Genomic DNA, 22,498 nt, shown 5'->3' with positions numbered 1-22,498 from the left:
GATACCGTCTCAGGATCTGATAATATCGTCCCGTCTGAGCAGGTCTAATAATTGGCTTACTAAATTTGTTACCAATTGTTGACCTTCCAGGTGAATTTCAGGCGATTCAGGCGCTTCGTACACCGAGTCAATGCCGGTGAAGTTTCGCAACTCTCCCGCGCGCGCTTTCTTATACAGCCCTTTGGGATCGCGCGCTTCGCAAATTTCCAGCGGCGTATCAACAAACACTTCGATAAAGCGATCCTGCCCGACGCGCTCGCGCACCATCTGGCGTTCGGCACGATGCGGTGAGATAAACGCGGTCAGTACCACTAACCCGGCATCCGCCATCAGGCTGGCCACTTCCCCCACCCTGCGAATATTCTCTTTACGATCGTCGTCGCTGAAGCCCAAATCGCTGCACAGGCCGTGGCGCACATTGTCGCCATCCAGCAGGTAGGTACTGACCCCCTGCTGGTGTAGCGCCTCTTCCAGCGCGCCCGCTACCGTGGATTTACCAGAGCCGGATAGCCCGGTAAACCACAGTACCACGCCACGATGACCGTGAAGTTTCTCGCGCTGCGCGACGGTGACCGGATGAGGATGCCAGACGACGTTCTCATCATGGGCGGCCATTACTTGCCTCCCAGCAGATCGCGCGCACCCCAGTGCGGGAAGTGCTTACGCACCAGCGCATTCAGCTCCAGCTCAAAAGCGCTGAACTCAGAGGCTACCGTAGCCTGTTCATTTGGCTCACGCACCATACCGGCACCCACGGTCACATTGGAGAGGCGATCGATAAAGATCAGCCCACCCGTTACCGGGTTCTGCTGGTAGGGATCCAGCACCAGCGGCTCGTCAAAGGTCACGTCGACCAGACCAATGCCGTTCAGCGGCAGCTCGGTGACATCGCGCTGGGTCAGGTTATTGATGTCCACCTGGAACTGGATACCGTCCACGCGGGCACGGGTTTTCTTACCCGCGATTTTAATGTCGTAGCTCTGACCGGCGCTCAGCGGTTGTTCAGCCATCCACACCACATCAACGGAAGCCCCCTGCACCGCTGCCAGCGTCTCCTGAGCGTCCACCAGCAGATCGCCGCGGCTGATATCAATTTCATCTTTCAATACCAGCGTGACCGCTTCACCCGCACCGGCTTGCGGCAGATCGCCATCAAAAGTGACGATACGGCTGATGGTGGATTCCACACCAGACGGCAGAACTTTAACGCGCTGACCGACCGCCACGGTGCCCGACGCGAGAGTGCCGGAGAAACCGCGGAAATCGAGGTTAGGACGGTTAACGTACTGAACCGGGAAGCGCATCGGCTGGGTGTCGACCACGCGCTGGATCTCCACGGTTTCCAGCACTTCGAGCAGCGTCGGGCCGCTATACCACGGCATGTTCGCGCTCTGGGAAGCCACGTTGTCGCCTTCCAGCGCAGAGAGCGGCACAAAGCGAATATCCAGGTTACCCGGCAGCTGTTCAGCAAACGTCAGGTAACTCTGGCGGATCTCATCAAACTTCTCTTCGCTGAAGTTCACCAGATCCATTTTGTTGACCGCCACCACCAGGTGTTTGATCCCCAGCAACGTGGAGATAAAGCTGTGGCGACGAGTCTGATCCAGTACCCCTTTACGGGCGTCAATCAGCAGGATCGCCAGTTCACAGGTAGACGCACCGGTCGCCATGTTACGGGTGTACTGCTCGTGCCCCGGGGTGTCGGCAATAATAAATTTGCGCTTCTCGGTGGAGAAATAGCGATACGCCACATCAATGGTGATGCCCTGCTCGCGCTCGGCCTGCAGGCCGTCCACCAGCAGCGCCAGGTCGAGTTTTTCGCCCTGGGTACCATGACGTTTACTGTCGTTGTGCAGGGAAGAGAGCTGATCTTCGTAAATCTGACGCGTATCGTGCAGCAGACGGCCGATCAGCGTGCTTTTCCCGTCATCGACGCTGCCGCAGGTCAGAAAGCGCAGCAGGCTTTTGTGTTGTTGCGCGTGCAGATAAGCTTCTACGCCGCCTTCATTGGCAATTTGTTGAGCAATGGTCGTGTTCATGGCGGCTCCTTAGAAATAACCCTGACGTTTCTTCAGCTCCATGGAGCCTGCCTGGTCGCGGTCAATCACGCGGCCCTGTCGCTCACTGGTGGTCGACACCAGCATCTCTTCAATGATCTCCGGCAGCGTCTGCGCGCTGGACTCCACGGCACCGGTCAATGGCCAGCAGCCGAGGGTACGGAAACGCACCATCTGTTTTTTGATCACTTCGCCTGGCTGCAGGTCGATGCGATCGTCATCGATCATCATCAGCATGCCGTCACGCTCCAGCACCGGACGTTCAGCGGCCAGGTACAGCGGCACGATCTCGATATTTTCCAGATAGATGTACTGCCAGATATCCAGCTCGGTCCAGTTGGAGAGCGGGAACACGCGAATGCTTTCGCCCTTGTTGATCTGGCCGTTGTAGTTATGCCACAGCTCCGGACGCTGGTTTTTTGGATCCCAGCGGTGGAAGCGGTCGCGGAAAGAGTAGATACGCTCTTTCGCACGGGATTTTTCTTCATCACGGCGTGCGCCGCCGAAGGCCGCGTCAAAACCGTATTTGTTCAGCGCCTGCTTCAGCCCTTCGGTTTTCATGATGTCCGTGTGTTTGGCACTACCGTGCACGAACGGGTTAATGCCCATCGCCACCCCTTCCGGGTTTTTATGCACCAGTAGTTCGCAGCCGTAGGCTTTTGCCGTACGGTCGCGGAATTCATACATTTCACGGAATTTCCAGCCGGTATCAACGTGCAGCAGCGGGAACGGCAGCGTACCCGGGTAAAACGCTTTACGCGCCAGGTGTAGCATCACGCTGGAATCTTTACCGATGGAATACATCATCACCGGGTTAGAGAATTCGGCTGCCACTTCGCGGATAATATGGATACTTTCCGCTTCGAGCTGCCGCAGGTGAGTAAGTCGTTTTTGGTCCATAACCGTTCCTTAAGCCAGATTCACCACAGAGGAGCCAAACCCCTCTGAGTCTGTTGTATGTTGAAACCAGGCGAGTGTGCTGTGCAGGTGCACCACTTCCCCTACCACGATAAGCGCGGGCATAGGGGCCTCTTTCGCCAGGGTGGCAAGATCCTGTAGCGTACCGATAGCCACATGCTGATCGACGCGCGTGCCGCGAGAAATTACGGCGACCGGCGTGGTTGCCTCTCGACCGTGTTGAATAAGTTGTTCACTGATGTCCGCCGCCTTCATCGTGCCCATATAGATAGCCAGCGTCTGACGACTCTGGGCCAGATGCGACCAGTCAAACGGGGTGCTGTCCGCCTTGTAATGGCCCGTGACAAAGGTCACGCTCTGGGCATAATCGCGGTGAGTAAGCGGTATACCGGCGTAGGCCGTCACTGCGGAAGCCGCCGTGATACCCGGGACGACCTGGAACGGCACGCCCGCTTCAGCCGCCGCCTGCAGCTCTTCCCCGCCGCGACCAAAGATAAACGGGTCGCCACCTTTAAGCCGCACCACCGTTTTGCCCGCTTTTGCCGCCGCCACCAGCATCTGGTTGGTGTCATGCTGCGGTACAGAGTGCTCGCCCGCCCGTTTGCCTACGCAGATTTGTTCTGCGTCACGGCGAATCAATTCGCGCACCCCGTCGGTGACCAGATGGTCATAGAACACCACATCGGCATCCTGAAGCACCTGCAGGCCGCGCAGGGTCAGCAGCCCGGCATCACCCGGCCCCGCACCGACCAGAATGATCTCGCCGCCGCTACTGCCAGGGTTATCCAGCTCATCTTCGAGGATCTGCTGCGCCGCCGTTTCATTTCCGGCATGCATCAGGCTGGCAAATCGGCCGCGGAACACGCGCTCCCAGAAGCGACGGCGTTCCGTCACGCTGGTCAGGCGCGTTTTCAGATGGTTACGCCAGAAGCTCGCTTTCTCCGCCATCCGCCCAAGGCTGGTAGGCAAAAGCGCTTCGATTTTTTCCCGCAGCACGCGTGCCAGCACCGGCGCGGTCCCGCCGGAGGAGATGGCCACCAGCAATGGCGAACGGTCAACAATCGACGGGAAGATAAACGAACACAGCGGCCGATCGTCCACCACGTTCACCAGACGGTGACGGGCCTGAGCCGCCTCTGAAATACGGCGGTTGAGCTCACGGTTATCGGTTGCCGCAATCACCAGCACCACGGTGTCGATTTGCGACTCGTCGAAATCCGCCTCGTCGACTACCCGTACCTGCGCCCCCGCTCGCTGCAGAAACGCGATTTTGCGATCGGCAACCTCACCGGTGCCGACTACCAGCACAGGTCTGTCTTTTATCGCGGCAAAAAGGGGCAGATAGTCCACAAGCTACAACTCACTAACAACAAGGAATAGTGGGACTATAGGGGGCGGCTTAGATCGAATGAAATTACGAATTGGAATGAGTAGTTACTCAATGGAATAACGCCGTGGAAAAGCAAAGATCAAAAAGTGCTTAACACGCGAATTTTCGGGCATTTAAGAGCAATTCAAATTGTGTATGGTCGATCACAGTTTCATACTAGGCGGGTTAAAATTTTGCTCTGTTTTTAAGGACTCACTATGTTTTCCGCAACGCGCCACCGTATCGCTGCCCTGGCGCTCGGCGTTTGCTTTATCCTTCCGGCCCAGGCAAAAAATCAGCCCTATGGTGAAATCGCGAATATGCAGGCGCGGCATATTGCGACCGTCTTTCCGGGTCGTATGACCGGCACGCCAGCGGAAATGCTTTCCGCCGATTATATTCGCCAGCAATTTGCTGACATGGGATACCAGAGCGATATCCGATCGTTTCACAGCCGCTACGTCTATACCTCGCGCAATAAAACAAAAAACTGGCATAACGTGACCGGCAGTACGGTCATTGCGGCGCATGAAGGTAGCGCGGCGGAACAGATCATTATCATGGCGCACCTGGACACCTACGCGCCAATGAGCGACGCCGATACCGACAATAATCTCGGCGGGCTGACGTTACAGGGGCTGGACGATAACGCGGCGGGTCTGGGCGTGATGCTCGAACTGGCAGAGCGAATGAAAGACATTCCAACCCAATACGGGATCCGTTTCGTTGCCACCAGCGGTGAAGAAGAGGGAAAACTTGGCGCGGAGAATCTCCTGAAACGCATGAGTGCCGAGGAGAGGAAAAATACGCTGCTGGTGATTAACCTCGATAACCTGATCGTCGGCGATAAGCTCTATTTCAACAGCGGACAGAGTACGCCGGGTACCGTGCGTAAACTGACGCGCGACCGCGCGCTGGCGATTGCCCGCAGCCATGGGGTGTATGCCACCAGCAACCCGGGCGGGAATCCCGATTATCCTCGCGGAACCGGCTGCTGTAACGATGGTGAAGTGTTCGATAAAGCGGGCATTCCTGTTCTGTACGTGGAAGCCACTAACTGGATGCTGGGTAAGAAAGACGGTTATCAGCAGCGGGTGAAATCGAAGGCTTTCCCGGACGGGACGAGCTGGCATAACGTGCTGCTGGATAATCAGCAGCATATTGATAGCGCACTGCCGCAGCGGATTGAACATCGCAGTCGGGATGTGGTTAAAGTGATGCTGCCGCTGGTGAAAGAGCTGGCAAAAGCTGGGAAAGCGTAGAACAGAACATGTCCCTCACCCTTTGTAAGAGGGTGAGGGAAAAGGGAACAGAATTTACCCTTCGTGCAATCCGCACTCACGCTTGAGTCCAAAGAATCGCGTCTCTTCTTCCGCCATGCCCGGTTCCCATTTACGCGTGGTATGGGTATCGCCCACGGACAGATAACCCTGGTCCCAGAGCGGGTGGTATTTCAGTCCGTGTTTTTGCAGGTACTGGTAAACCGTACGGTTATCCCAGTCGATGATCGGCAGCACTTTAAACACCCCGCGCTGAACCGCCAGCACCGGGAGCGTGGCGCGACTTCCGGACTGCTCGCGGCGTAACCCCGCAAACCAGGTCTGCGCGTTAAGCTCTTTCAGCGCCCGGTTCATCGGCTCGACCTTGTTGATCTCATTGTATTTCTCAATGCCCTCAACGCCCTGTTCCCACAGTTTGCCATACCGCGCCTCCTGCCAGGCCGCGCTTTGCTCCGCGCGGTAGACTTTCAGGTTCAGCCCGAGCTTGTCCGTCAGCTCATCGATAAACTGGTAGGTTTCCGGAAACAGGTAGCCGGTATCGGTCAGGATCACCGGAATGTCCGGACGAATCTGGTTCACCAGATGCAAACTCACCGCTGCCTGGATACCAAAACTCGACGAGAGCACATAATCACCTGGCAGGTTCTCCAGGGCCCATGCCACGCGGCCTTCGGCGTCGAGCTTTTCAAGCTGCGCATTGGTTTCTGCCAGCGCCAGAATGCGATCGACTTTTGGCAGTTCATTTAGGGCGTTTAGATCGAGTACGGACATAATTACCTCTCGTGTTTACTCCCAGAAATCCCTTGCGGGATCGAGCACCGGGCGAATAATGCCCGCACGCACCGTAAAGTCGCCGAAGCCTTCACCCGCTTCGCGCTCTTTCGCCCAGCGCCCGACAAGCTCGTCGATAGAATCAAGAATTTCCGGCTCGGTGATGTTCTCACGGAACATGCGCGGAATACGCGTTCCGATACGGTTGCCGCCGAGGTGCAGGTTATAGCGACCCGGCGCTTTACCCACCAGACCCAGCTCGGCCAGCATCGCACGGCCACAGCCGTTCGGGCAGCCGGTGACACGCATAACAATATGCTCGTCCGGAATACCGTGTTTTTCCAGAATCGCTTCCACCTTATCGGTGAATGACGGCAGGAAACGTTCTGCTTCCGCCATCGCCAGCGGGCAGGTCGGGAACGACACGCAGGCCATGGAGTTTTCACGCTGCGGCTTCACCGCGTCCATCAACCCATGGTCGCGCGCCAGTTTCTCGATCTTCGCTTTCTGGCTTTCCGGCACGCCGGCAACGATCAGGTTCTGGTTAGCGGTGATACGGAATTCACCTTTATGGATCTTCGCAATTTCCAGCAGACCGGTTTTCAGCGGGCGGCCCGGATAATCAAGAATACGGCCGTTTTCAATAAACAGCGTCAGGTGCCATTTATTGTCGATGCCTTTGACCCAGCCAATACGATCGCCACGTCCCGTAAATTCATACGGACGGATCGGCTCAAACTTAATCCCCGCGCGACGCTCCACTTCTGCTTTGAACGTCTCTACGCCCACGCGCTCCAGGGTGTATTTGGTTTTCGCGTTTTTACGGTCCGTACGGTTACCCCAGTCGCGCTGCGTGGTGACAACCGCTTCAGCCACGGCCAGCGTGTGCTCCAGCGGCAGGAAACCAAATTCGCTTGCGGTGCGGGCGTAGGTTTTCTTGTTACCGTGTTCGATGGAGAGACCGCCGCCCACCAGCAGGTTAAAGCCCACCAGCTTGCCATTTTCGGCAATCGCCACGAAGTTCATGTCGTTGGCGTGCAGATCGATATCGTTCTGCGGCGGGATCACCACGGTAGTTTTGAACTTACGCGGCAGATAGGTCTGGCCGAGGATCGGTTCTTCGTCGGTGGTGGCCACTTTTTCCTGATCGAGCCAGATCTCCGCATAGGCGCGGGTGCGTGGCAGCAGGTGTTCAGAGATCTTCTTCGCCCACTCATAGGCTTCGGCGTGCAGCTCGGACTCGTACGGGTTCGAGGTGCAGAGCACGTTACGGTTCATGTCGTTGGCCGTGGCCAGCGCGTCCAGCCCGACAGAGTGCAGCATCTGGTGTACCGGCTTCACGTTCTTCTTCAGAATGCCGTGGAACTGGAAGGTCTGACGGTTGGTCAGACGGATGCTGCCATAAAGGGTATTTTCACCCGCAAACTTATCGATCGCCTGCCACTGTTTCGTGGTGATCACCCCGCCCGGAAGACGGCAGCGCAGCAGCATCGCATGACGCGGCTCCAGCTTCTGTTCTGCACGTTCGGCGCGGATATCACGGTCGTCCTGCTGATACATACCGTGGAAACGGATCAGCAGAAAGTTGTCGCCTTTAAAGCCGCCGGTGAGACCGTCATTCAGATCTTCAGCAATGGTGCCGCGCAGATAGTTGCTTTCCAGCTTCATGCGCTCGGCGTCTGTCAGTTTACCTTCGACCACCAGTGGCCCTGGATGTTTTTCGCTCATTAGTAGACATCTCGCTGATAACGGCGCTCAACGCGCAGCTCACTTAAAAATTCATCCGCCGTTTCGGCATCCATACCGCCGAATTCGGCAATCACTTCCAGCAATGCCTGCTCAACGTCTTTCGCCATGCGATTGGCGTCGCCGCAGACATAAATGTGGGCACCGTCATTGATCCAGCGCCACAGCTCTGCGCCCTGTTCGCGCAGTTTGTCTTGTACGTATACTTTTTCTTGCTGATCGCGGGACCAGGCCAGGTCGATGCGCGTCAGGACGCCTTCTTTGACGTAACGCTGCCACTCAACCTGGTAGAGGAAATCTTCCGTAAAGTGCGGGTTGCCGAAGAACAACCAGTTTTTACCCGGCGCCTCATCTGCAGCGCGCTGCTGCATAAAGGCGCGGAATGGTGCAATACCGGTACCCGGCCCAATCATGATGACCGGTGTTTCCGGGTTCGCAGGCAGACGGAAGTTGTCGTTGTGCTCGATAAACACGCGCACTTCACCGTCTTCCTCCACGCGATCGGCCAGGAAGCTTGATGCCCCGCCCGCACGGGCACGGCCTTCGATGTCATAACGCACCACGCCCACAGTGATATGCACTTCGCTCTCCACTTCGGCCTGCGAAGAGGCAATGGAGTAGAGGCGCGGCGTCAGTGGACGCAGCAGGCCGATTAGCGCATCCGCATCCAGCTGTGCCGGAGAGAAACGCACCATATCGACAATCGGCGTCGTCGCGGCGTAATGCTGCAGCTTCGCCTTATCCCCCACCAGAGGCAGCAGCGATTCACTGCGCGTTAAGGTGGCGTAATTTTCAACGATGTTTGGCGTGTTGACCGTCAGCTCGAAATGCCACTGCAGCGCCTCAGAGAGCGGCTGCGTGTTACCGTCGACGGTGACAGGCTCATCGCCTTTCAGCCACAGCAGTTCGACCAGTTCTTTAACCAGCGCCGGATCGTTCTGGTACCAGATCCCAAGTGCATCGCCCGGCTGGTAACGCAGACCGGAATCACCGAGATCGATTTCAATATGCCGCACGTCTTTCTCAGAGGCGCGACCGGTAATTTTCTGATTAACCGCCAGGCTCGCTGCCAGCGGTGCCTCTTTGGTAAACGGGCTGGTGTGAATATCATTGACTGCACCCGCCGCGGTGACGGCAGCCTGCGCTGGCGTCTCTTTCGGCACGCGTGCTTTCAGCACGTCAACGATGCGCGCACGCCATTCAGCGGCTGCAGTCTGGTATTCCACATCCGCATCAACGCGGTCCAGCAGGCGCTCAGCGCCCAGTTCCGCCAGTTTGCTGTCGAAATCTTTACCGGACTGGCAGAAAAATTCGTAGGAGGTGTCGCCCAGGCCAAACACGGCGAACGCCGTCCCGTTCAGTTTTGGGGCTTTTTTCGAGAACAGGAATTTATGCAGGGCCACCGCTTCTTCAGCCGGCTCACCCTCACCCTGGGTTGAGGCAACCACCACCAGCAGTTTTTCGGACGCGATCTGTTTGAATTTATAGTCCCCGGCGTTCACCAGGTTCACGTTCAGTTTGGCGGCCAGCAGGTCGTCGCGCAGCGCTTCGGCCACACGGCGAGCATTGCCCGTCTGCGAGGCAGAAATCAGCGTAATCGCCGGAATTTCTACCGCAGTTGCAGGTGCAGCAGCCACAGCGCCCGGTTGCTGGTTAAGCATTCCCCAGAAATAGCCGGAGACCCAGGCAAGCTGGGTGGGAGAAAAATCAGAAGTGGCAGCCTGAAGGCGCGCCAGTTGCTCCGGGTTCAGGGGAAGCAAATTTGAAGGTGGGGCCTGTGTTGTCATGCGTCGTTATGTTCCAGTAGCCAAGCGGACTTTAAGCGAATAAATCCAAACTGAAGATAAGGTTAACGGCGAGGATAATAACAATTAAAGAAGGGATGGAAATAATAAATAACCAAATGGACTAACCTGTTTTAGTTATCGTTCTTAACGGTAAAAGCGATTAACTAACCCATTGAAATTCAATCATAAAATAGTATTCCTTTCTCGTATGCACCACGTTGCGGCAACAGAGCCGTTTTAGTTAATGATAAAAATTGTGCTTTCCGGTACTATGCGGCGGTTTTTCCGCATTACTGAGAGCAATAATGTCCACCACACTGTTTAAAGATTTCACCTTCGAAGCCGCCCACCACCTTCCGCATGTTCCTGAAGGGCATAAATGTGGCCGTCTGCACGGGCACTCGTTTATGGTGCGTCTTGAGATAACCGGTGACGTCGATCCGCATACCGGTTGGATCATGGACTTTGCCGAGCTGAAGGCGGCATTCAAACCGACCTACGATCGTCTGGATCACTACTATCTGAATGATATCCCGGGTCTTGAAAACCCGACCAGTGAAGTGCTGGCTAAATGGATTTGGGATCAGATGAAACCGCAGGTTCCTCTGCTGAGCGCGGTGATGATCAAAGAGACCTGCACCGCGGGCTGTATCTATCGCGGTGAGTAAAAAAAGCCCGGAATATCCGGGCTTTTTTTTAGGCGATGTTCAGGTACTTGTGCGTCTGCATCGACAGCCGCCAGTTGCGGGCAATACAGGTTTCAATACACAAGCGCGTGGCATCCTCTTTCTGGCTGATAGGCTGCAGCGCGATGATCCGCTGCTTTTCATCCGTCAGCGTGGCGAGCAGTTCATCCAGCGCTTCGATATCACGCACGCGGCCAACCGGGTGTTTGATCTCATCAGCACGCTCCAGAGCCTGAGAGAGTACATCGTAGCCGCCGCGCATGTTAACTTTCGGCGAAACCGTCACCCAGGTGGTGTGAGAACAGCGCACTTCATGCGTGCCGCTGGTTTCAATCTGACAGCTGTAGCCGTTCTTTTCGAGCAGCTCGGTCAGCGGCGTCAGATCGTGGATGCAGGGTTCCCCCCCGGTAATCACCACGTGGCGCGCCGTCCAGCCCTGACGGCCAATGATCGCCAGCAGATCTTCTGCACTTCCCGCGCCCCACTTATCGCTCTCTTTGGTTTTAGCCAGAATGCTAAACAGCGACACTTCCCGATCTGCGAGTTTATCCCACGTATGTTTGGTATCACACCAGGCACAGCCAACCGGGCATCCCTGTAATCGAATAAAGATGGCGGGAACGCCGGTAAAGTAACCCTCGCCTTGCAGGGTCTGGAACATCTCGTTAATCGGGTACTGCATAGTCATCTCAGTTAAGGGGATAAACGATAAGTATCGCAGATCCCCGTCAGATGGTCATGCTCCATCGGTGCTTTGAGCGCCAATCGCTGCCATAAACCGCGCAGTAATTTGCTGTGGACGGGTGATGGCCCCGCCGACAACGACCATAAAGGCACCAAGTTCCAGGCACCTCGCCGCCCGTTCAGGTGTGTCAACGTTGCCTTCGGCCACCACGGGAATGTCGACGGCAGCCAGCACCTCTTTCAGAAACGCGCAGTCATTGTCCGGTAGCGCATGGCCTGCGGTTTCTGTCGTATAACCGTAAAGCGTGGTCCCCACACAATCAAAACCCAGCGCCTGCGCCGTCACGGCCTCTTCTGTTGTGGAAATATCCGCCATCAGGCGTACCGACGGGTACCGCGTGCGGATATGCGCGACCAGCGTCGCCAGGTCTTCGCCGCCAGGGCGCTGTCGCGCAGTCGCATCCAGGGCAATGATTTCCGGAGAAACCGTCATCAGCTCATCCACTTCTTTCATCGTGGCGGTGATAAACACCTCACTATCCGGATAATCGCGTTTGATGATGCCGATAACCGGCAGCGCTACCTGCTGCTTGATGGCTTCGATATCCACCACGCTATTGGCACGGATCGCTGCCGCCCCACCCTGCGCGGCGGCCAGCGCCATTCGTGACATAATAAACGCGCTATGCAGAGGTTCATTCTCCAGCGCCTGGCAGGAGACGACCAATTTTCCCTTCAGGTTATCCAGTACAGTTTTCATTACGATAAGATCTCTTCCACTTCGTTTTTAATAATCGTGACATGCGGCCCATAAATGACCTGAACACCGTTGCCGCGGACGATAACGCCGCGTGCGCCGGTCGCTTTCAGCGCCGATTCATTCACTTTGCTGCCATCCTTCACCGTGACGCGAAGACGCGTCGCGCAGCAGTCCACCTCTTCGAGATTGTCTTTGCCACCTAACCCGGCGATCACTGCAACGGCACGCTCGCTCTGCGAAAAGGTCACTTCATCCGCCATCGCCTCTTTCTCACGCCCCGGCGTGGCAAAATCAAAGCGATTAATCAGATAACGGAACGTAAAGTAATAAAGGAAGAACCACGGCACCCCTACCAGCGGTACGAACATCCAGTGGGTTTTGGCCTCGCCCTGGAGAATGCCGAACAGCACGAAGTCGATAAAACCGCCTGAGAAGGTTTGCCCGATAGTGATGTGTAAAATATGGGCGAGCATAAACGCCAGCCCGTCAAACAGGGCGTGAATGACGTACAGCACAGGAGCAACAAAAAGGAATGAGAACTCAATAGGTTCAGTAATCCCCGTCAGGAACGAGGTCAATGCCGCCGAAAGTAACAGCCCCGCGACGCGTTTTTTGTTCTCCGGTTTTGCCGTGTGGTACATCGCGAGGCAGGCCCCCAGCAGACCAAACATCATCGTGATGAAACGTCCGGACATGAAACGCGACGTGCCTTCATAAAACTGGCGTGTTGTCGGGTCAGCAAGCTGGGCGAAGAAGATCCGCTGCGTACCTTCGACAAGCTGACCGTTAACGATCTCGCTGCCGCCAAGCGCGGTCGTCCAGAAGGGAAGATAGAAGATGTGGTGTAAACCAAACGGCCCGAGCATGCGCAAAATGAAACCGTACAGCATCGTCCCCAGATAACCGGTGGCATCCACAAGCCCGCCCAGACCGAAGATCAGCTTCTGGAAATGCGGCCAGATGACGGTCATTAATGCCCCGACAAGTATTGCCGCCAGCGAGCTGACGATCGGTACAAAACGTGAACCGCCAAAGAAACCCAGGAACTGCGGAAGCGCGATTTTATTGAACCGATGATGTAACGCGCAGGTCACGAGCCCGATGACGACTCCACCAAATACACCGGTTTCCAGCGTCTGGATCCCCAGCGTCATTCCCTGCCCTACGGCACCCGGGTTCTCAAGCGCCAGTTTTCCGGTCAGGATCAGCAGCGCATTGATGGTGGCATTCATCACCAGAAAAGCGAGCAATGCCGCCAGCCCTGCGGTTCCTTTGTCATTTTTTGCCAGCCCGACGGCGACCCCGACAGCAAACAGCACCGAGAGGTTGGCGAACACAATCGAACCGGCACTGCTCATAATGGTAAAGATGGCCTGTAGCCACGCGACATCTAAAAACGGGTAGGCCGTGAGGGTATTGGGGTTTGATAACGCGCCTCCAATCCCCAGCAACAAACCCGCCGCGGGCAAGACGGCGATGGGCAACATAAATGATTTGCCAAAGCGCTGCGCTTTCTCAAACCATCCGCCAGAAGAAGCCCCACTGAACATTTGCATCATTTTTTCATCCCCTCGTGTATAGATGAAAATTTTTACCACATTAATTATTAATAGTGAAAATTATCATCAATAACCAGGATGACGATCATACTTTTTCGAAATGACTGGCATCTTTCCCCCGCTTTCCGCCACACTAGTCGACAGAAGAATGCATTAAGGATCTCGCATGTCAGACCATGAAAACCTGCTGCTGAAGCTACGCCAGGAGGCTTCCGGGTACAGCCCAACGCAACGAAAACTGGGTGAGTTTGTCCTCAACGATCCTGCCCGGGTGCTTTACCTGACGATCACTGAGCTGGCGCGCGAAAGTCATACCAGCGAGGCCAGCGTGACGCGTCTTTGCCGCACGCTGGGCTGTAAGGGGTACACGGAATTCAAAATGGCACTTGCGCTGGACATTCAGCAGGGTCAGCCAGAGCGTCAGGCCGGGGATGAAATTGATAGCGTAGTGGAAGAGTCTGTACAGGCTCTGCAGGATACCGCCAGACTGCTCGACAGAGCACTGCTGGAAAAGGCGGCACAGGCGCTGCATCAGGCGCAGTCAGTCCAGATTTATGGGGTCGCTGCCAGTGCGATCCTCGGCGAGTATCTGCATTATAAGCTGTTGCGCCTGGGCAAACCTGTGCAGCTCTTCAGCGATATGCACCGTGCAGCCATGAATGCGACCACCCTCTCTAAAGCGTCGCTGGTGGTAGCCATCTCCAGTTCAGGCTCAACGCGGGATTTACTTCACGTCGTAAAACTTGCGCGCAAACGTGGCGTCCCCGTGCTGGCGCTCAGCAATACGCCGCGTAGCCCGCTGGCGTCCCTTAGCGATATGCTACTGGTTGCAGCCAAACCCGAGGGGCCGCTTAGCGCAGGCGCACTCAATGCCAAAGTGGGCGTTATGTTGTTGGTCGAGTTGCTTACCCATTCCCTTATTGCAATAGACGGTCATTACGGCGAGGTCAGCCAACAAACCGCCAGCGCAACGCTTCCGCTGTTGCTGTAGAAAACCTTCGCAGGCTATATATCAATAGCCTGCGAGTTCGTTATTTTAAGTGTACTTAAGCATCCGTTAAATTATTTACCGCATCAATGAATGATGTTACAAAGTATTTTTATAATTACATTTTGACTTAATATCCCCACGACACAGGAAGCGCATTTACAATATATAAATCAGTAAGTTAAAATAAATATCTTGATAAATTGAATTTTCTTCCCTCCTGCAATGTCCAATCTCATCCCCTGAATTCCTTACCTTAAAATAAGCTTAAGAAACGGTAAGGCTGGCCATTTTTTTATTTAAACGCCGTTTACTTTCGCCCGCCTACAATCCGCCTCATCAATCATAATGAGACGGTATCAATGAAAACCTTACTGATTACAGGCGTGACCGGATTTCTGGGTGGTGCAGTACTTGAAAAAATCCTGACCGGCGAAAGCGCCGTAAATTTACTTCTGCTTGCGCGCGCCAGTGACCCGCAAGGTGGGCTGGCGCGAGTGCAGGAGAATATGCGTAAGTTCAACGTGCCTGAGCATGCACTGGCCTCGCTGAGCGTGGAGAATATCCTCATTGGCGATCTCAGCCAGCCGGAAGCCTTCCTGAACGATCCGCGTCTTGAAAAGGTGACGCATGTCGTTAACTGCGCGGCCGTCGCGTCATTTGGCAACAATCCGCTTATCTGGAAGGTGAACGTCGAGGGCACCCTGGCGCTGGCGCGCCGCATGGAACGGGTGTCGACCCTACAGCGCTTCCTGCACGTTGGCACGGCGATGTCCTGCACGCCGGAGCAGGATTCGCTGGTCGCCGAAAGTGCAGAATTCAGAGAGAACGCCGAGCATCTGGTGGAATATACCTATTCGAAATCCACCATTGAACAGCTGATGCGCCAGCACTGTCCTGACCTGCCGCTGCTCATCGCCCGCCCGTCTATCGTCGTCGGCCATACCCGTCACGGCTGCACGCCTTCAAGCAGTATTTTCTGGGTCTTTAGCATGGGGTTAATGCTGCAAAAATTCATGTGTTCGATGGAAGACAAAATCGATGTCGTTCCGGTGGACTATTGTGCCGACGCGCTGTTAATGCTGCTTACCAGTGATGCACGTTCAGGGGAAGTGGTACATATTTCTGCCGGGGAAGAGAACAGCGTTCGCTTTGCTGATATTGATAAGGCAATGGCGCAGGCGCTGGAGAAAGCCCCTGTCGGAGATCGATACGCTCAGGTGAGTTACGAAACGCTGGTCAGAATGCGCCGCGAACTGAAGGATATTTTTGGGCCGTGCAACGAGCGCCTGATGCTGAAAGCAATGCGTTTATACGGTGCTTTTGCCACACTCAACGTGCGCTTCAGCAATGATAAGCTGCTTAGCATGGGCATGCCTAAGCCACCCCGCTTTACGGACTATATTGCCCGCTGCGTGCAAACCACTCAGGGGCTGACCATTCCGGAACAAATGGCGGTCGATTTTAAATAGCCAAAAAAAATGCCAGTCTTGCGACTGGCATTTTCATTTTAAGGCTTAGCGATTATGCCTGGCCTTTGATCTCTTTACGACCGTTGTATGGTGCTTTTTCGCCCAGTGCTTCTTCGATACGAATCAGCTGGTTGTATTTAGCAACACGGTCTGAACGGCTCATAGAACCGGTCTTGATCTGGCCAGCCGCGGTACCAACAGCCAGGTCAGCGATGGTAGCGTCTTCAGTTTCGCCAGAACGGTGAGAGATAACAGCGGTGTAGCCAGCGTCTTTCGCCATTTTGATCGCAGCCAGTGTTTCGGTCAGAGAACCGATCTGGTTGAATTTGATCAGGATGGAGTTAACGATGCCTTTCTCGATGCCTTCTTTCAGGATCTTGGTGTTGGTTACGAACAGGTCGTCACCCACCAGCTGGATTTTGTCGCCCAGTACTTTAGTCTGGTATGCGAAGCCATCCCAGTCAGACTCGTCCAGACCGTCTTCGATAGAAACGATTGGGTACTGTTTGGTCAGGTCTTCCAGGAAGTGAGTGAACTCTTCAGAGGTGAACGCTTTGTTGCCTTCGCCAGCCAGAACGTATTTACCGTCTTTGTAGAATTCAGACGCTGCACAGTCCATCGCCAGAGTGATGTCTTTGCCCAGCTCGTAGCCTGCTGCTTTAACCGCTTCAGCGATAACAGCCAGTGCTTCTGCGTTAGAACCCAGGTTTGGCGCATAGCCACCTTCGTCACCAACAGCCGTGTTCATACCTTTAGCTTTCAGAACTTTAGCCAGGTTGTGGAACACTTCAGAACCCATACGTACTGCTTCTTTCAGGGATTTCGCGCCAACTGGCTGAATCATAAATTCCTGAATATCAACGTTGTTGTCTGCGTGCTCACCACCGTTGATGATGTTCATCATCGGTACAGGCATGGAGTATTTGCCTGGAGTGCCGTTCAGTTCAGCGATGTGTTCGAACAGTGGCATACCTTTAGCAGCCGCTGCAGCTTTGGCGTTCGCCAGGGAAACAGCCAGGATTGCGTTAGCACCGAAGTTAGATTTGTTTTCAGTACCGTCCAGATCGATCATGATCTTGTCGATGCCAGCCTGGTCTTTAGCGTCTTTGCCAATGATTGCCTGAGCAATAGGGCCGTTTACGGCGCCAACAGCTTTCAGTACGCCTTTGCCCATGAAACGGGATTTGTCGCCATCGCGCAGTTCCAGCGCTTCGCGGGAACCAGTAGAAGCACCTGACGGAGCAGCTGCCATACCGACGAAACCACCTTCCAGGTGAACTTCGGCTTCAACGGTCGGGTTACCACGGGAGTCGATGATTTCACGACCGATGACTTTAACGATTTTGGACATTAGATTTTCCTCAGTACAAGTTAAACTAAAACTCCAGACAAACAACGCGTACCAGGGGTACGCGTTGCCGTTCTAACTTTTTTTACTTCGCCTGACGCTTCTGGTAATCGCTGGCGGCTTTCACAAAGCCTGCAAACAGCGGATGCCCGTCACGTGGCGTTGAAGTAAATTCCGGGTGGAACTGGCAGGCGACAAACCACGGATGGTTTGGCACTTCGATGATCTCGACTAACTGATCATCCCCGGAGCGGCCCGCAACACGCAGACCCGCAGCTTCAATTTGTTTCAACAACATGTTGTTGACTTCATAGCGGTGACGATGACGTTCGGTGATAACCGGCTCGCCATACAGCTTGCGAACGACGCTATCGTCGGACAGCTGGCAGGCCTGTGCGCCAAGACGCATCGTGCCACCCAGGTCGCTCTTCTCGGTACGGACTTCGACGTTACCTTCTTCGTCGCGCCATTCAGTGATAAGCGCCACGACAGGGTACTTACAGTCTGGCACAAATTCCGTAGAGTTCGCGTTTTCCATTCCCGCTACGTTGCGCGCAAATTCGATCAGCGCAACCTGCATACCCAGGCAGATACCGAGGTATGGAATATTGTTTTCACGCGCATAGCGTGCGGTGGCGATCTTGCCTTCTACACCACGGTAGCCGAAGCCGCCAGGGATAAGGATAGCATCCAGATCTTTCAGAATTTCAACGCCACGCGTTTCAACATCCTGCGAATCAATCAGCTTGATGTTAACGGAGACGCGGTTCTTCAGACCACCGTGTTTCAGCGCTTCGATAACTGACTTATAGGCATCTGGCAGTTCAATGTACTTGCCAACCATGCCGATAGTCACTTCGCCAGCCGGATTCGCTTCTTCGTAAATAACCTGTTCCCATTCAGACAGGTTAGCTTCCGGACAGTTCAAGCTGAATCGTTTACAAATATAATCGTCCAGGCCCTGTGATTTCAACAGGCCCGGGATTTTATAAATGGAATCGACATCTTTCATTGAAATAACGGCTTTTTCCGGCACGTTACAGAACAATGCAATTTTCGCGCGTTCGTTCGCCGGAACCGCGCGATCGGAACGGCAAACCAGGATGTCTGGCTGAATACCGATGGAGAGCAACTCTTTAACGGAGTGCTGAGTAGGTTTGGTTTTCACTTCACCTGCGGCTGCCATGTAAGGCACCAGCGTCAGGTGCATGAACAGCGCGTTTTCACGGCCAATATCAACCGCCAGCTGACGAATCGCTTCCAGGAATGGCAGGGATTCGATATCACCCACGGTACCGCCGATTTCAACCAGCACCACGTCGTGGCCTTCACCGCCCGCAATAATGCGTTCTTTGATAGCGTTAGTGATGTGTGGGATAACCTGAACGGTAGCACCAAGATAATCACCACGGCGCTCTTTACGCAGAACGTCGGAGTAGATGCGGCCTGTCGTGAAGTTGTTACGACGGGTCATTTTAGTGCGGATGAAACGCTCGTAGTGGCCAAGATCCAGATCGGTTTCAGCGCCGTCTTCAGTAACGAACACTTCCCCGTGTTGGATTGGACTCATGGTACCCGGATCGACGTTGATGTACGGATCCAGTTTCATCATGGTCACATTGAGGCCACGGGCTTCAAGAATGGCTGCGAGGGAGGCTGCGGCAATGCCTTTACCCAGAGAGGATACGACCCCGCCGGTCACAAAAATATAGTTCGTTGTCATGCTGAACCTGAGAAGTTAGGGTGAAACGATGGAATAACCAGGACGGGAAAGTAGTATACCCGAACACGGCGAGCGCCACAAACTTTCATTCTCCGTCTCCTGTCCAGCCAATGACAAACATAAGGAGTGAGAAAATAGCCCCTTTTGGGTAAATGTTTTTGACGCAAATCAAGCGCTTGTCATTTAAAAAATCACACAAATTGCGCTTGATCGCAAAATTTCGTTAGAGATCAGTTTCCTGGCGTTTTACTTCTTGCCAGACTTCTTCCATCGCATCGAGGTCAATTCCGCTCATTTCCAGGCCGCGCGAGGCCACAATCCGCTCAACTTCGCGAAAGCGTCGTTCGAACTTAATGTTGGCTTTTTGCAGGGCGGTTTCCGCTTTTACACCCAGATGGCGAGAAAGGTTGACGGTCGCGAACAGCAAATCGCCCATCTCTTCTTCAAGCTTTGCTTCATCTACCACGGCCTGTTGCGCTTCGTGCATCACTTCGTCGATCTCTTCATGCACTTTTTCCAACACCGGGCCAAGTGACGTCCAGTCAAAGCCAACCGCGGAGCAGCGTTTCTGAATTTTATGCGCGCGCATCAGCGCAGGCAGGTTCAGGGGGATGTCATCCAGTGCCGAGTGCTGGGATTTCTCCGCGCGCTCGGCGCTTTTAATCTGTTCCCAGCGCGCCAGCACTTCCGCGCTATCGCCTGCGGTGGCATCGCTAAAGATATGCGGATGACGGCGTTCCAGTTTGTCGCTGATGGCAGCGCAGATGTCGTCGAAGTTAAAACGCCCCTCTTCCTGCGCCATTTGCGCATAGAACACCACCTGGAACAGCAGGTCACCCAGCTCACCACGCAGGTCGTCAAAATCCTCGCGTGAAATGGCGTCCAGCACTTCATAGGTCTCTTCGAGGGTGTACGGGGCGATGGTGGCGAAAGTCTGCTCTTTGTCCCACGGGCAGCCGTTTTCCGGATCGCGCAGGCGTTTCATGATGCCAAGCAGGCGGTCAATTTGGGTCATAATTCTGTCCTGATTAAAAATAAATGCCGGGTAAAGGCTACGCCTTACCCGGCTTACAGAAAGGTGGGCTTACCCGCCGTGCAGACGACGTGCGTCAATCACATCCGGGACCTGGTTCAGTTTGCCAAGCACGCGGCCCAGCACCTGCAGGTTGTAGATTTCGATGGTCATATCGATGGTGGCAAGCTGCTCGCGCGTATCGCTGCGGCTGGCCACGCCCAGCACGTTGACCTTCTCGTTCGCGAGAATGGTCGTAATATCACGCAGCAGGCCGCTGCGATCATTTGCGGTGACGCGAACCACCAGCGAGTACCCCGCCGAGTAGCTCTCGCCCCAGACCGCTTCCACAATACGTTCCGGTGCATGCGACTGCAGCTCAGCAAGCTGGTCGCAGTCTGAACGGTGAATGGAAATCCCGCGTCCCTGGGTGATAAAGCCAACGATATCATCACCCGGGATTGGCTGGCAGCAGCGGGCAATGTGGTGCATCAGATTACCCACCCCTTCCACCACAACGCGGCCATTGTCTTTGCTGCGCTGTTGTGGCGCATAGGTTTTCTGCTGCAGCTGCTTCAGCGCCGCCGCATCCTGCTCCGCCGCGCTTGGCTTGTTGAACTGCGCCTGCAGGAAGTTCACCATCTGATTAAGACGGATATCACCACCGCCAATCGCCGCCAGCAGCTCATCCAGCTCGTTGAAGTTGTAGCGCGGCAGCAGGAATTTCTCGGCCTCTTTCAGGCTTATGCCGATATGTTCCAGCTCGTCGTCGAGGATCTGGCGACCGGCAAGAATGTTCTTGTCACGATCCTGCTTACGGAACCAGGCGTGAATTTTTGAGCGCCCGCGGCTGGTGGTGACATAACCCAGGTTCGGGTTAAGCCAGTCACGGCTCGGGTTAGGCTGCTTCTGCGTGATGATTTCAATCTGGTCGCCCATCTGCAGCTGATAGGTAAACGGTACGATACGCCCGCCGATTTTCGCCCCGATGCAGCGGTGCCCCACATCACTGTGGATGTGATAGGCAAAGTCCAGCGGCGTGGAGCCTGCTGGCAGGTCGACCACGTCACCTTTCGGCGTAAAGACGTAGACCCGGTCGTCAAAGACCTGGCTTCGCACTTCATCCAGCATTTCGCCGGAATCCGCCATCTCTTCCTGCCACGCAATCAGCTTACGCAGCCAGGCAATGCGGTCTTCATGACCAGAGCGCACGCCACCTGACGTCCCCTCTTTGTATTTCCAGTGCGCCGCGACGCCAAGCTCAGCGTCCTCGTGCATCTGTTTGGTACGAATTTGAATCTCGACCGTTTTGCCGCCAGGCCCCAGCACCACGGTATGAATAGACTGATAGCCGTTAGGTTTCGGGTTCGCGACATAGTCATCGAACTCATCTGGCAGATGGCGGAAGTGAGTATGTACTATCCCTAACGCGGCGTAGCAATCCTGCAGACGCTCCGCAACGATGCGCACGGCACGCACGTCAAACAGCTCATCAAAGGCGAGATGTTTCTTCTGCATTTTGCGCCAGATGCTGTAGATGTGCTTGGGTCGACCATAGACTTCGGCCCGCACATTCTCTTCTTTCATCGACTGGCGCAATCCGCTGACGAACTCCTCAATATAGTGCTCGCGGTCAATGCGGCGCTCGTGCAGGAGTTTTGCAATCCGCTTATATTCTGCCGGGTGCAGGTAACGGAAGCAGTAATCCTCCAGCTCCCATTTCAGTTGACCAATCCCTAAGCGGTTCGCCAGCGGTGCATAGATGTTCGTACACTCTTTCGCGGCCAGTACGCGCTCGTCTTCCGGCGCATCTTTTACTTCGCGCAGGTGGGCAACGCGTTCAGCGAGCTTGATGACCACGCAGCGGAAATCGTCCACCATGGCCAGCAGCATCCGGCGAACGTTATCAACTTGCTCCGAGGAGACGGAATCGGTATGTGCGGCTTTGAGCTGGCGGATTGCCGCCATATCCCGTACGCCGTGGATCAACGCCACGACGGATTGCCCGACGCTGTCGCGCAGCACGTCTTCAGTGACGACATCCGCATCGGCAAGAGGGAACAAAAGCGCAGCCTGCAGCGTTTCGATATCCATGTTCAGCATGGATAAGATTTCAACCATCTCCACGCCGCGCCACAATAACAGTTCGGCGTCAGGATGCCCCAGAGTGGTGCGCTGACAGTAGGCCCAGGTTTCGGTTAAGCGTTCACACGACTGCTGGCTGGAAATCCCCAGACTTGCTATCCATTTTTGTGGGTCAAACTCCCCAGCTTTATTAAGATGTGCACTTCTTACCGCAACCATTGTCCTCTCCTTTAGGGACCAGGGCCTGTCGAAG

18 protein-coding genes are annotated in these 22,498 nt (G+C 55.0%); 4 read left to right on the top strand and 14 right to left on the bottom strand.

Going from position 1 to position 22,498, the window contains the following annotated elements:
* Window positions 1-9: 9 nt before the first annotated feature.
* The 4 genes from cysC to cysG are packed head-to-tail and all read right to left on the bottom strand — an operon-like array spanning window position 10 to window position 4,316.
* Window positions 10-615, bottom strand: coding sequence for an adenylyl-sulfate kinase (gene cysC / locus AM410_RS12075; RefSeq protein WP_014171397.1), 606 nt, complete (start codon window positions 613-615; stop codon window positions 10-12).
* On the bottom strand, window positions 615-2,039 hold the full coding sequence (cysN, locus tag AM410_RS12070; RefSeq protein WP_047956030.1) for a sulfate adenylyltransferase subunit CysN: 1,425 nt from the start codon (window positions 2,037-2,039) through the stop codon (window positions 615-617). Before cysN ends, cysC begins: the two co-directional genes overlap by 1 nt.
* 9 nt (window positions 2,040-2,048) lie before the next feature.
* Window positions 2,049-2,957: a sulfate adenylyltransferase subunit CysD gene (gene cysD / locus AM410_RS12065; protein WP_006811770.1), complete on the bottom strand. Its 909-nt coding sequence runs from the start codon at window positions 2,955-2,957 to the stop codon at window positions 2,049-2,051.
* A gap of 9 nt (window positions 2,958-2,966) precedes the next feature.
* Window positions 2,967-4,316, bottom strand: coding sequence for a siroheme synthase CysG (cysG, locus tag AM410_RS12060; protein ID WP_153852664.1), 1,350 nt, complete (start codon window positions 4,314-4,316; stop codon window positions 2,967-2,969).
* A gap of 246 nt (window positions 4,317-4,562) precedes the next feature.
* Between cysG and AM410_RS12055 the strand changes: the two genes are divergently transcribed.
* A complete protein-coding gene (locus AM410_RS12055) occupies window positions 4,563-5,606 on the top strand; it encodes an aminopeptidase (RefSeq protein ID WP_032678868.1) in 1,044 nt (347 codons plus the stop codon).
* A 54-nt stretch (window positions 5,607-5,660) separates the two neighbouring features.
* Here the strand turns inward: AM410_RS12055 and cysH are convergent, their stop codons facing one another.
* From cysH to cysJ, 3 genes are read right to left on the bottom strand one after another with little or no spacing between them, the layout of a single operon-like run.
* Entirely contained in the window at window positions 5,661-6,395 is a 735-nt protein-coding gene (cysH, locus tag AM410_RS12050) for a phosphoadenosine phosphosulfate reductase (protein WP_014171401.1), read from the bottom strand.
* Between the two features lie 15 nt (window positions 6,396-6,410).
* Complete coding sequence (gene cysI / locus AM410_RS12045; RefSeq protein WP_014171402.1) at window positions 6,411-8,123, bottom strand: assimilatory sulfite reductase (NADPH) hemoprotein subunit; 1,713 nt, start codon at window positions 8,121-8,123, stop codon at window positions 6,411-6,413.
* Window positions 8,123-9,928, bottom strand: a complete 1,806-nt coding sequence (gene cysJ / locus AM410_RS12040) for an NADPH-dependent assimilatory sulfite reductase flavoprotein subunit (protein ID WP_014171403.1) — start codon at window positions 9,926-9,928, stop codon at window positions 8,123-8,125. The genes cysI and cysJ overlap by 1 nt, the downstream gene beginning before the upstream one ends.
* Window positions 9,929-10,233: 305 nt before the next feature.
* Between cysJ and queD the strand changes: the two genes are divergently transcribed.
* Complete coding sequence (queD, locus tag AM410_RS12035; protein WP_014171404.1) at window positions 10,234-10,596, top strand: 6-carboxytetrahydropterin synthase QueD; 363 nt, start codon at window positions 10,234-10,236, stop codon at window positions 10,594-10,596.
* Window positions 10,597-10,624: 28 nt separating this feature from the next.
* Here queD and queE read toward each other — a convergent pair whose 3' ends face one another.
* The 3 genes from queE to AM410_RS12020 are packed head-to-tail and all read right to left on the bottom strand — an operon-like array spanning window position 10,625 to window position 13,617.
* Complete coding sequence (queE, locus tag AM410_RS12030; protein WP_020883810.1) at window positions 10,625-11,296, bottom strand: 7-carboxy-7-deazaguanine synthase QueE; 672 nt, start codon at window positions 11,294-11,296, stop codon at window positions 10,625-10,627.
* Window positions 11,297-11,350: 54 nt separating this feature from the next.
* Window positions 11,351-12,058, bottom strand: a complete 708-nt coding sequence (locus tag AM410_RS12025; RefSeq protein WP_025203360.1) for an N-acetylmannosamine-6-phosphate 2-epimerase — start codon at window positions 12,056-12,058, stop codon at window positions 11,351-11,353.
* The gene (locus AM410_RS12020) at window positions 12,058-13,617 is read right to left on the bottom strand and encodes a maltose/glucose-specific PTS transporter subunit IIC (RefSeq protein ID WP_020883808.1); all 1,560 of its coding nucleotides are present in this window, start codon (window positions 13,615-13,617) and stop codon (window positions 12,058-12,060) included. Before AM410_RS12020 ends, AM410_RS12025 begins: the two co-directional genes overlap by 1 nt.
* A 166-nt stretch (window positions 13,618-13,783) precedes the next feature.
* On the opposite strand from AM410_RS12020, the gene AM410_RS12015 reads away from it, so the two are divergent.
* On the top strand, window positions 13,784-14,608 hold the full coding sequence (locus AM410_RS12015) for a MurR/RpiR family transcriptional regulator (protein WP_020883807.1): 825 nt from the start codon (window positions 13,784-13,786) through the stop codon (window positions 14,606-14,608).
* A gap of 359 nt (window positions 14,609-14,967) precedes the next feature.
* Window positions 14,968-16,077, top strand: a complete 1,110-nt coding sequence (locus AM410_RS12010) for an SDR family oxidoreductase (RefSeq protein WP_108647868.1) — start codon at window positions 14,968-14,970, stop codon at window positions 16,075-16,077.
* 52 nt (window positions 16,078-16,129) lie between these two features.
* Here AM410_RS12010 and eno read toward each other — a convergent pair whose 3' ends face one another.
* The 4 genes from eno to relA form a co-directional block, all read right to left on the bottom strand.
* Window positions 16,130-17,428: a phosphopyruvate hydratase gene (gene eno, locus AM410_RS12005; protein ID WP_014885045.1), complete on the bottom strand. Its 1,299-nt coding sequence runs from the start codon at window positions 17,426-17,428 to the stop codon at window positions 16,130-16,132.
* Between the two features lie 82 nt (window positions 17,429-17,510).
* Window positions 17,511-19,148 (bottom strand): glutamine hydrolyzing CTP synthase, encoded by a 1,638-nt coding sequence (gene pyrG / locus AM410_RS12000; protein ID WP_014171412.1) that lies wholly within the window; start codon window positions 19,146-19,148, stop codon window positions 17,511-17,513.
* A gap of 223 nt (window positions 19,149-19,371) precedes the next feature.
* A complete protein-coding gene (mazG, locus tag AM410_RS11995; RefSeq protein WP_032680388.1) occupies window positions 19,372-20,163 on the bottom strand; it encodes a nucleoside triphosphate pyrophosphohydrolase in 792 nt (263 codons plus the stop codon).
* Between the two features lie 69 nt (window positions 20,164-20,232).
* Window positions 20,233-22,464 (bottom strand): GTP diphosphokinase, encoded by a 2,232-nt coding sequence (gene relA, locus AM410_RS11990; RefSeq protein ID WP_014171414.1) that lies wholly within the window; start codon window positions 22,462-22,464, stop codon window positions 20,233-20,235.
* Window positions 22,465-22,498 lie beyond the last annotated feature (34 nt).

It is taken from the genome of Enterobacter cloacae complex sp. FDA-CDC-AR_0164 (genome assembly GCF_003071645.1).
Taxonomy (GTDB): Bacteria; Pseudomonadota; Gammaproteobacteria; order Enterobacterales; family Enterobacteriaceae; genus Enterobacter; species Enterobacter ludwigii.
This window is presented reverse-complemented; position numbering and strand designations above follow the sequence as displayed.

What these genes read in the sequence shown, in the direction of transcription:
- cysD (WP_006811770.1), bottom strand. Translation starts at nt 2,957, where the DNA reads ATGGACCAAAAACGACTTACTCACCTGCGGCAGCTCGAAGCGGAAAGT.
- AM410_RS12015 (WP_020883807.1), top strand. Translation starts at nt 13,784, where the DNA reads ATGTCAGACCATGAAAACCTGCTGCTGAAGCTACGCCAGGAGGCTTCC.
- cysH (WP_014171401.1), bottom strand. Translation starts at nt 6,395, where the DNA reads ATGTCCGTACTCGATCTAAACGCCCTAAATGAACTGCCAAAAGTCGAT.
- cysN (WP_047956030.1), bottom strand. Translation starts at nt 2,039, where the DNA reads ATGAACACGACCATTGCTCAACAAATTGCCAATGAAGGCGGCGTAGAA.
- AM410_RS12010 (WP_108647868.1), top strand. Translation starts at nt 14,968, where the DNA reads ATGAAAACCTTACTGATTACAGGCGTGACCGGATTTCTGGGTGGTGCA.
- queD (WP_014171404.1), top strand. Translation starts at nt 10,234, where the DNA reads ATGTCCACCACACTGTTTAAAGATTTCACCTTCGAAGCCGCCCACCAC.
- AM410_RS12025 (WP_025203360.1), bottom strand. Translation starts at nt 12,058, where the DNA reads ATGAAAACTGTACTGGATAACCTGAAGGGAAAATTGGTCGTCTCCTGC.
- eno (WP_014885045.1), bottom strand. Translation starts at nt 17,428, where the DNA reads ATGTCCAAAATCGTTAAAGTCATCGGTCGTGAAATCATCGACTCCCGT.
- mazG (WP_032680388.1), bottom strand. Translation starts at nt 20,163, where the DNA reads ATGACCCAAATTGACCGCCTGCTTGGCATCATGAAACGCCTGCGCGAT.
- relA (WP_014171414.1), bottom strand. Translation starts at nt 22,464, where the DNA reads ATGGTTGCGGTAAGAAGTGCACATCTTAATAAAGCTGGGGAGTTTGAC.
- queE (WP_020883810.1), bottom strand. Translation starts at nt 11,296, where the DNA reads ATGCAGTACCCGATTAACGAGATGTTCCAGACCCTGCAAGGCGAGGGT.
- cysJ (WP_014171403.1), bottom strand. Translation starts at nt 9,928, where the DNA reads ATGACAACACAGGCCCCACCTTCAAATTTGCTTCCCCTGAACCCGGAG.
- AM410_RS12020 (WP_020883808.1), bottom strand. Translation starts at nt 13,617, where the DNA reads ATGATGCAAATGTTCAGTGGGGCTTCTTCTGGCGGATGGTTTGAGAAA.
- cysC (WP_014171397.1), bottom strand. Translation starts at nt 615, where the DNA reads ATGGCCGCCCATGATGAGAACGTCGTCTGGCATCCTCATCCGGTCACC.
- AM410_RS12055 (WP_032678868.1), top strand. Translation starts at nt 4,563, where the DNA reads ATGTTTTCCGCAACGCGCCACCGTATCGCTGCCCTGGCGCTCGGCGTT.
- pyrG (WP_014171412.1), bottom strand. Translation starts at nt 19,148, where the DNA reads ATGACAACGAACTATATTTTTGTGACCGGCGGGGTCGTATCCTCTCTG.
- cysI (WP_014171402.1), bottom strand. Translation starts at nt 8,123, where the DNA reads ATGAGCGAAAAACATCCAGGGCCACTGGTGGTCGAAGGTAAACTGACA.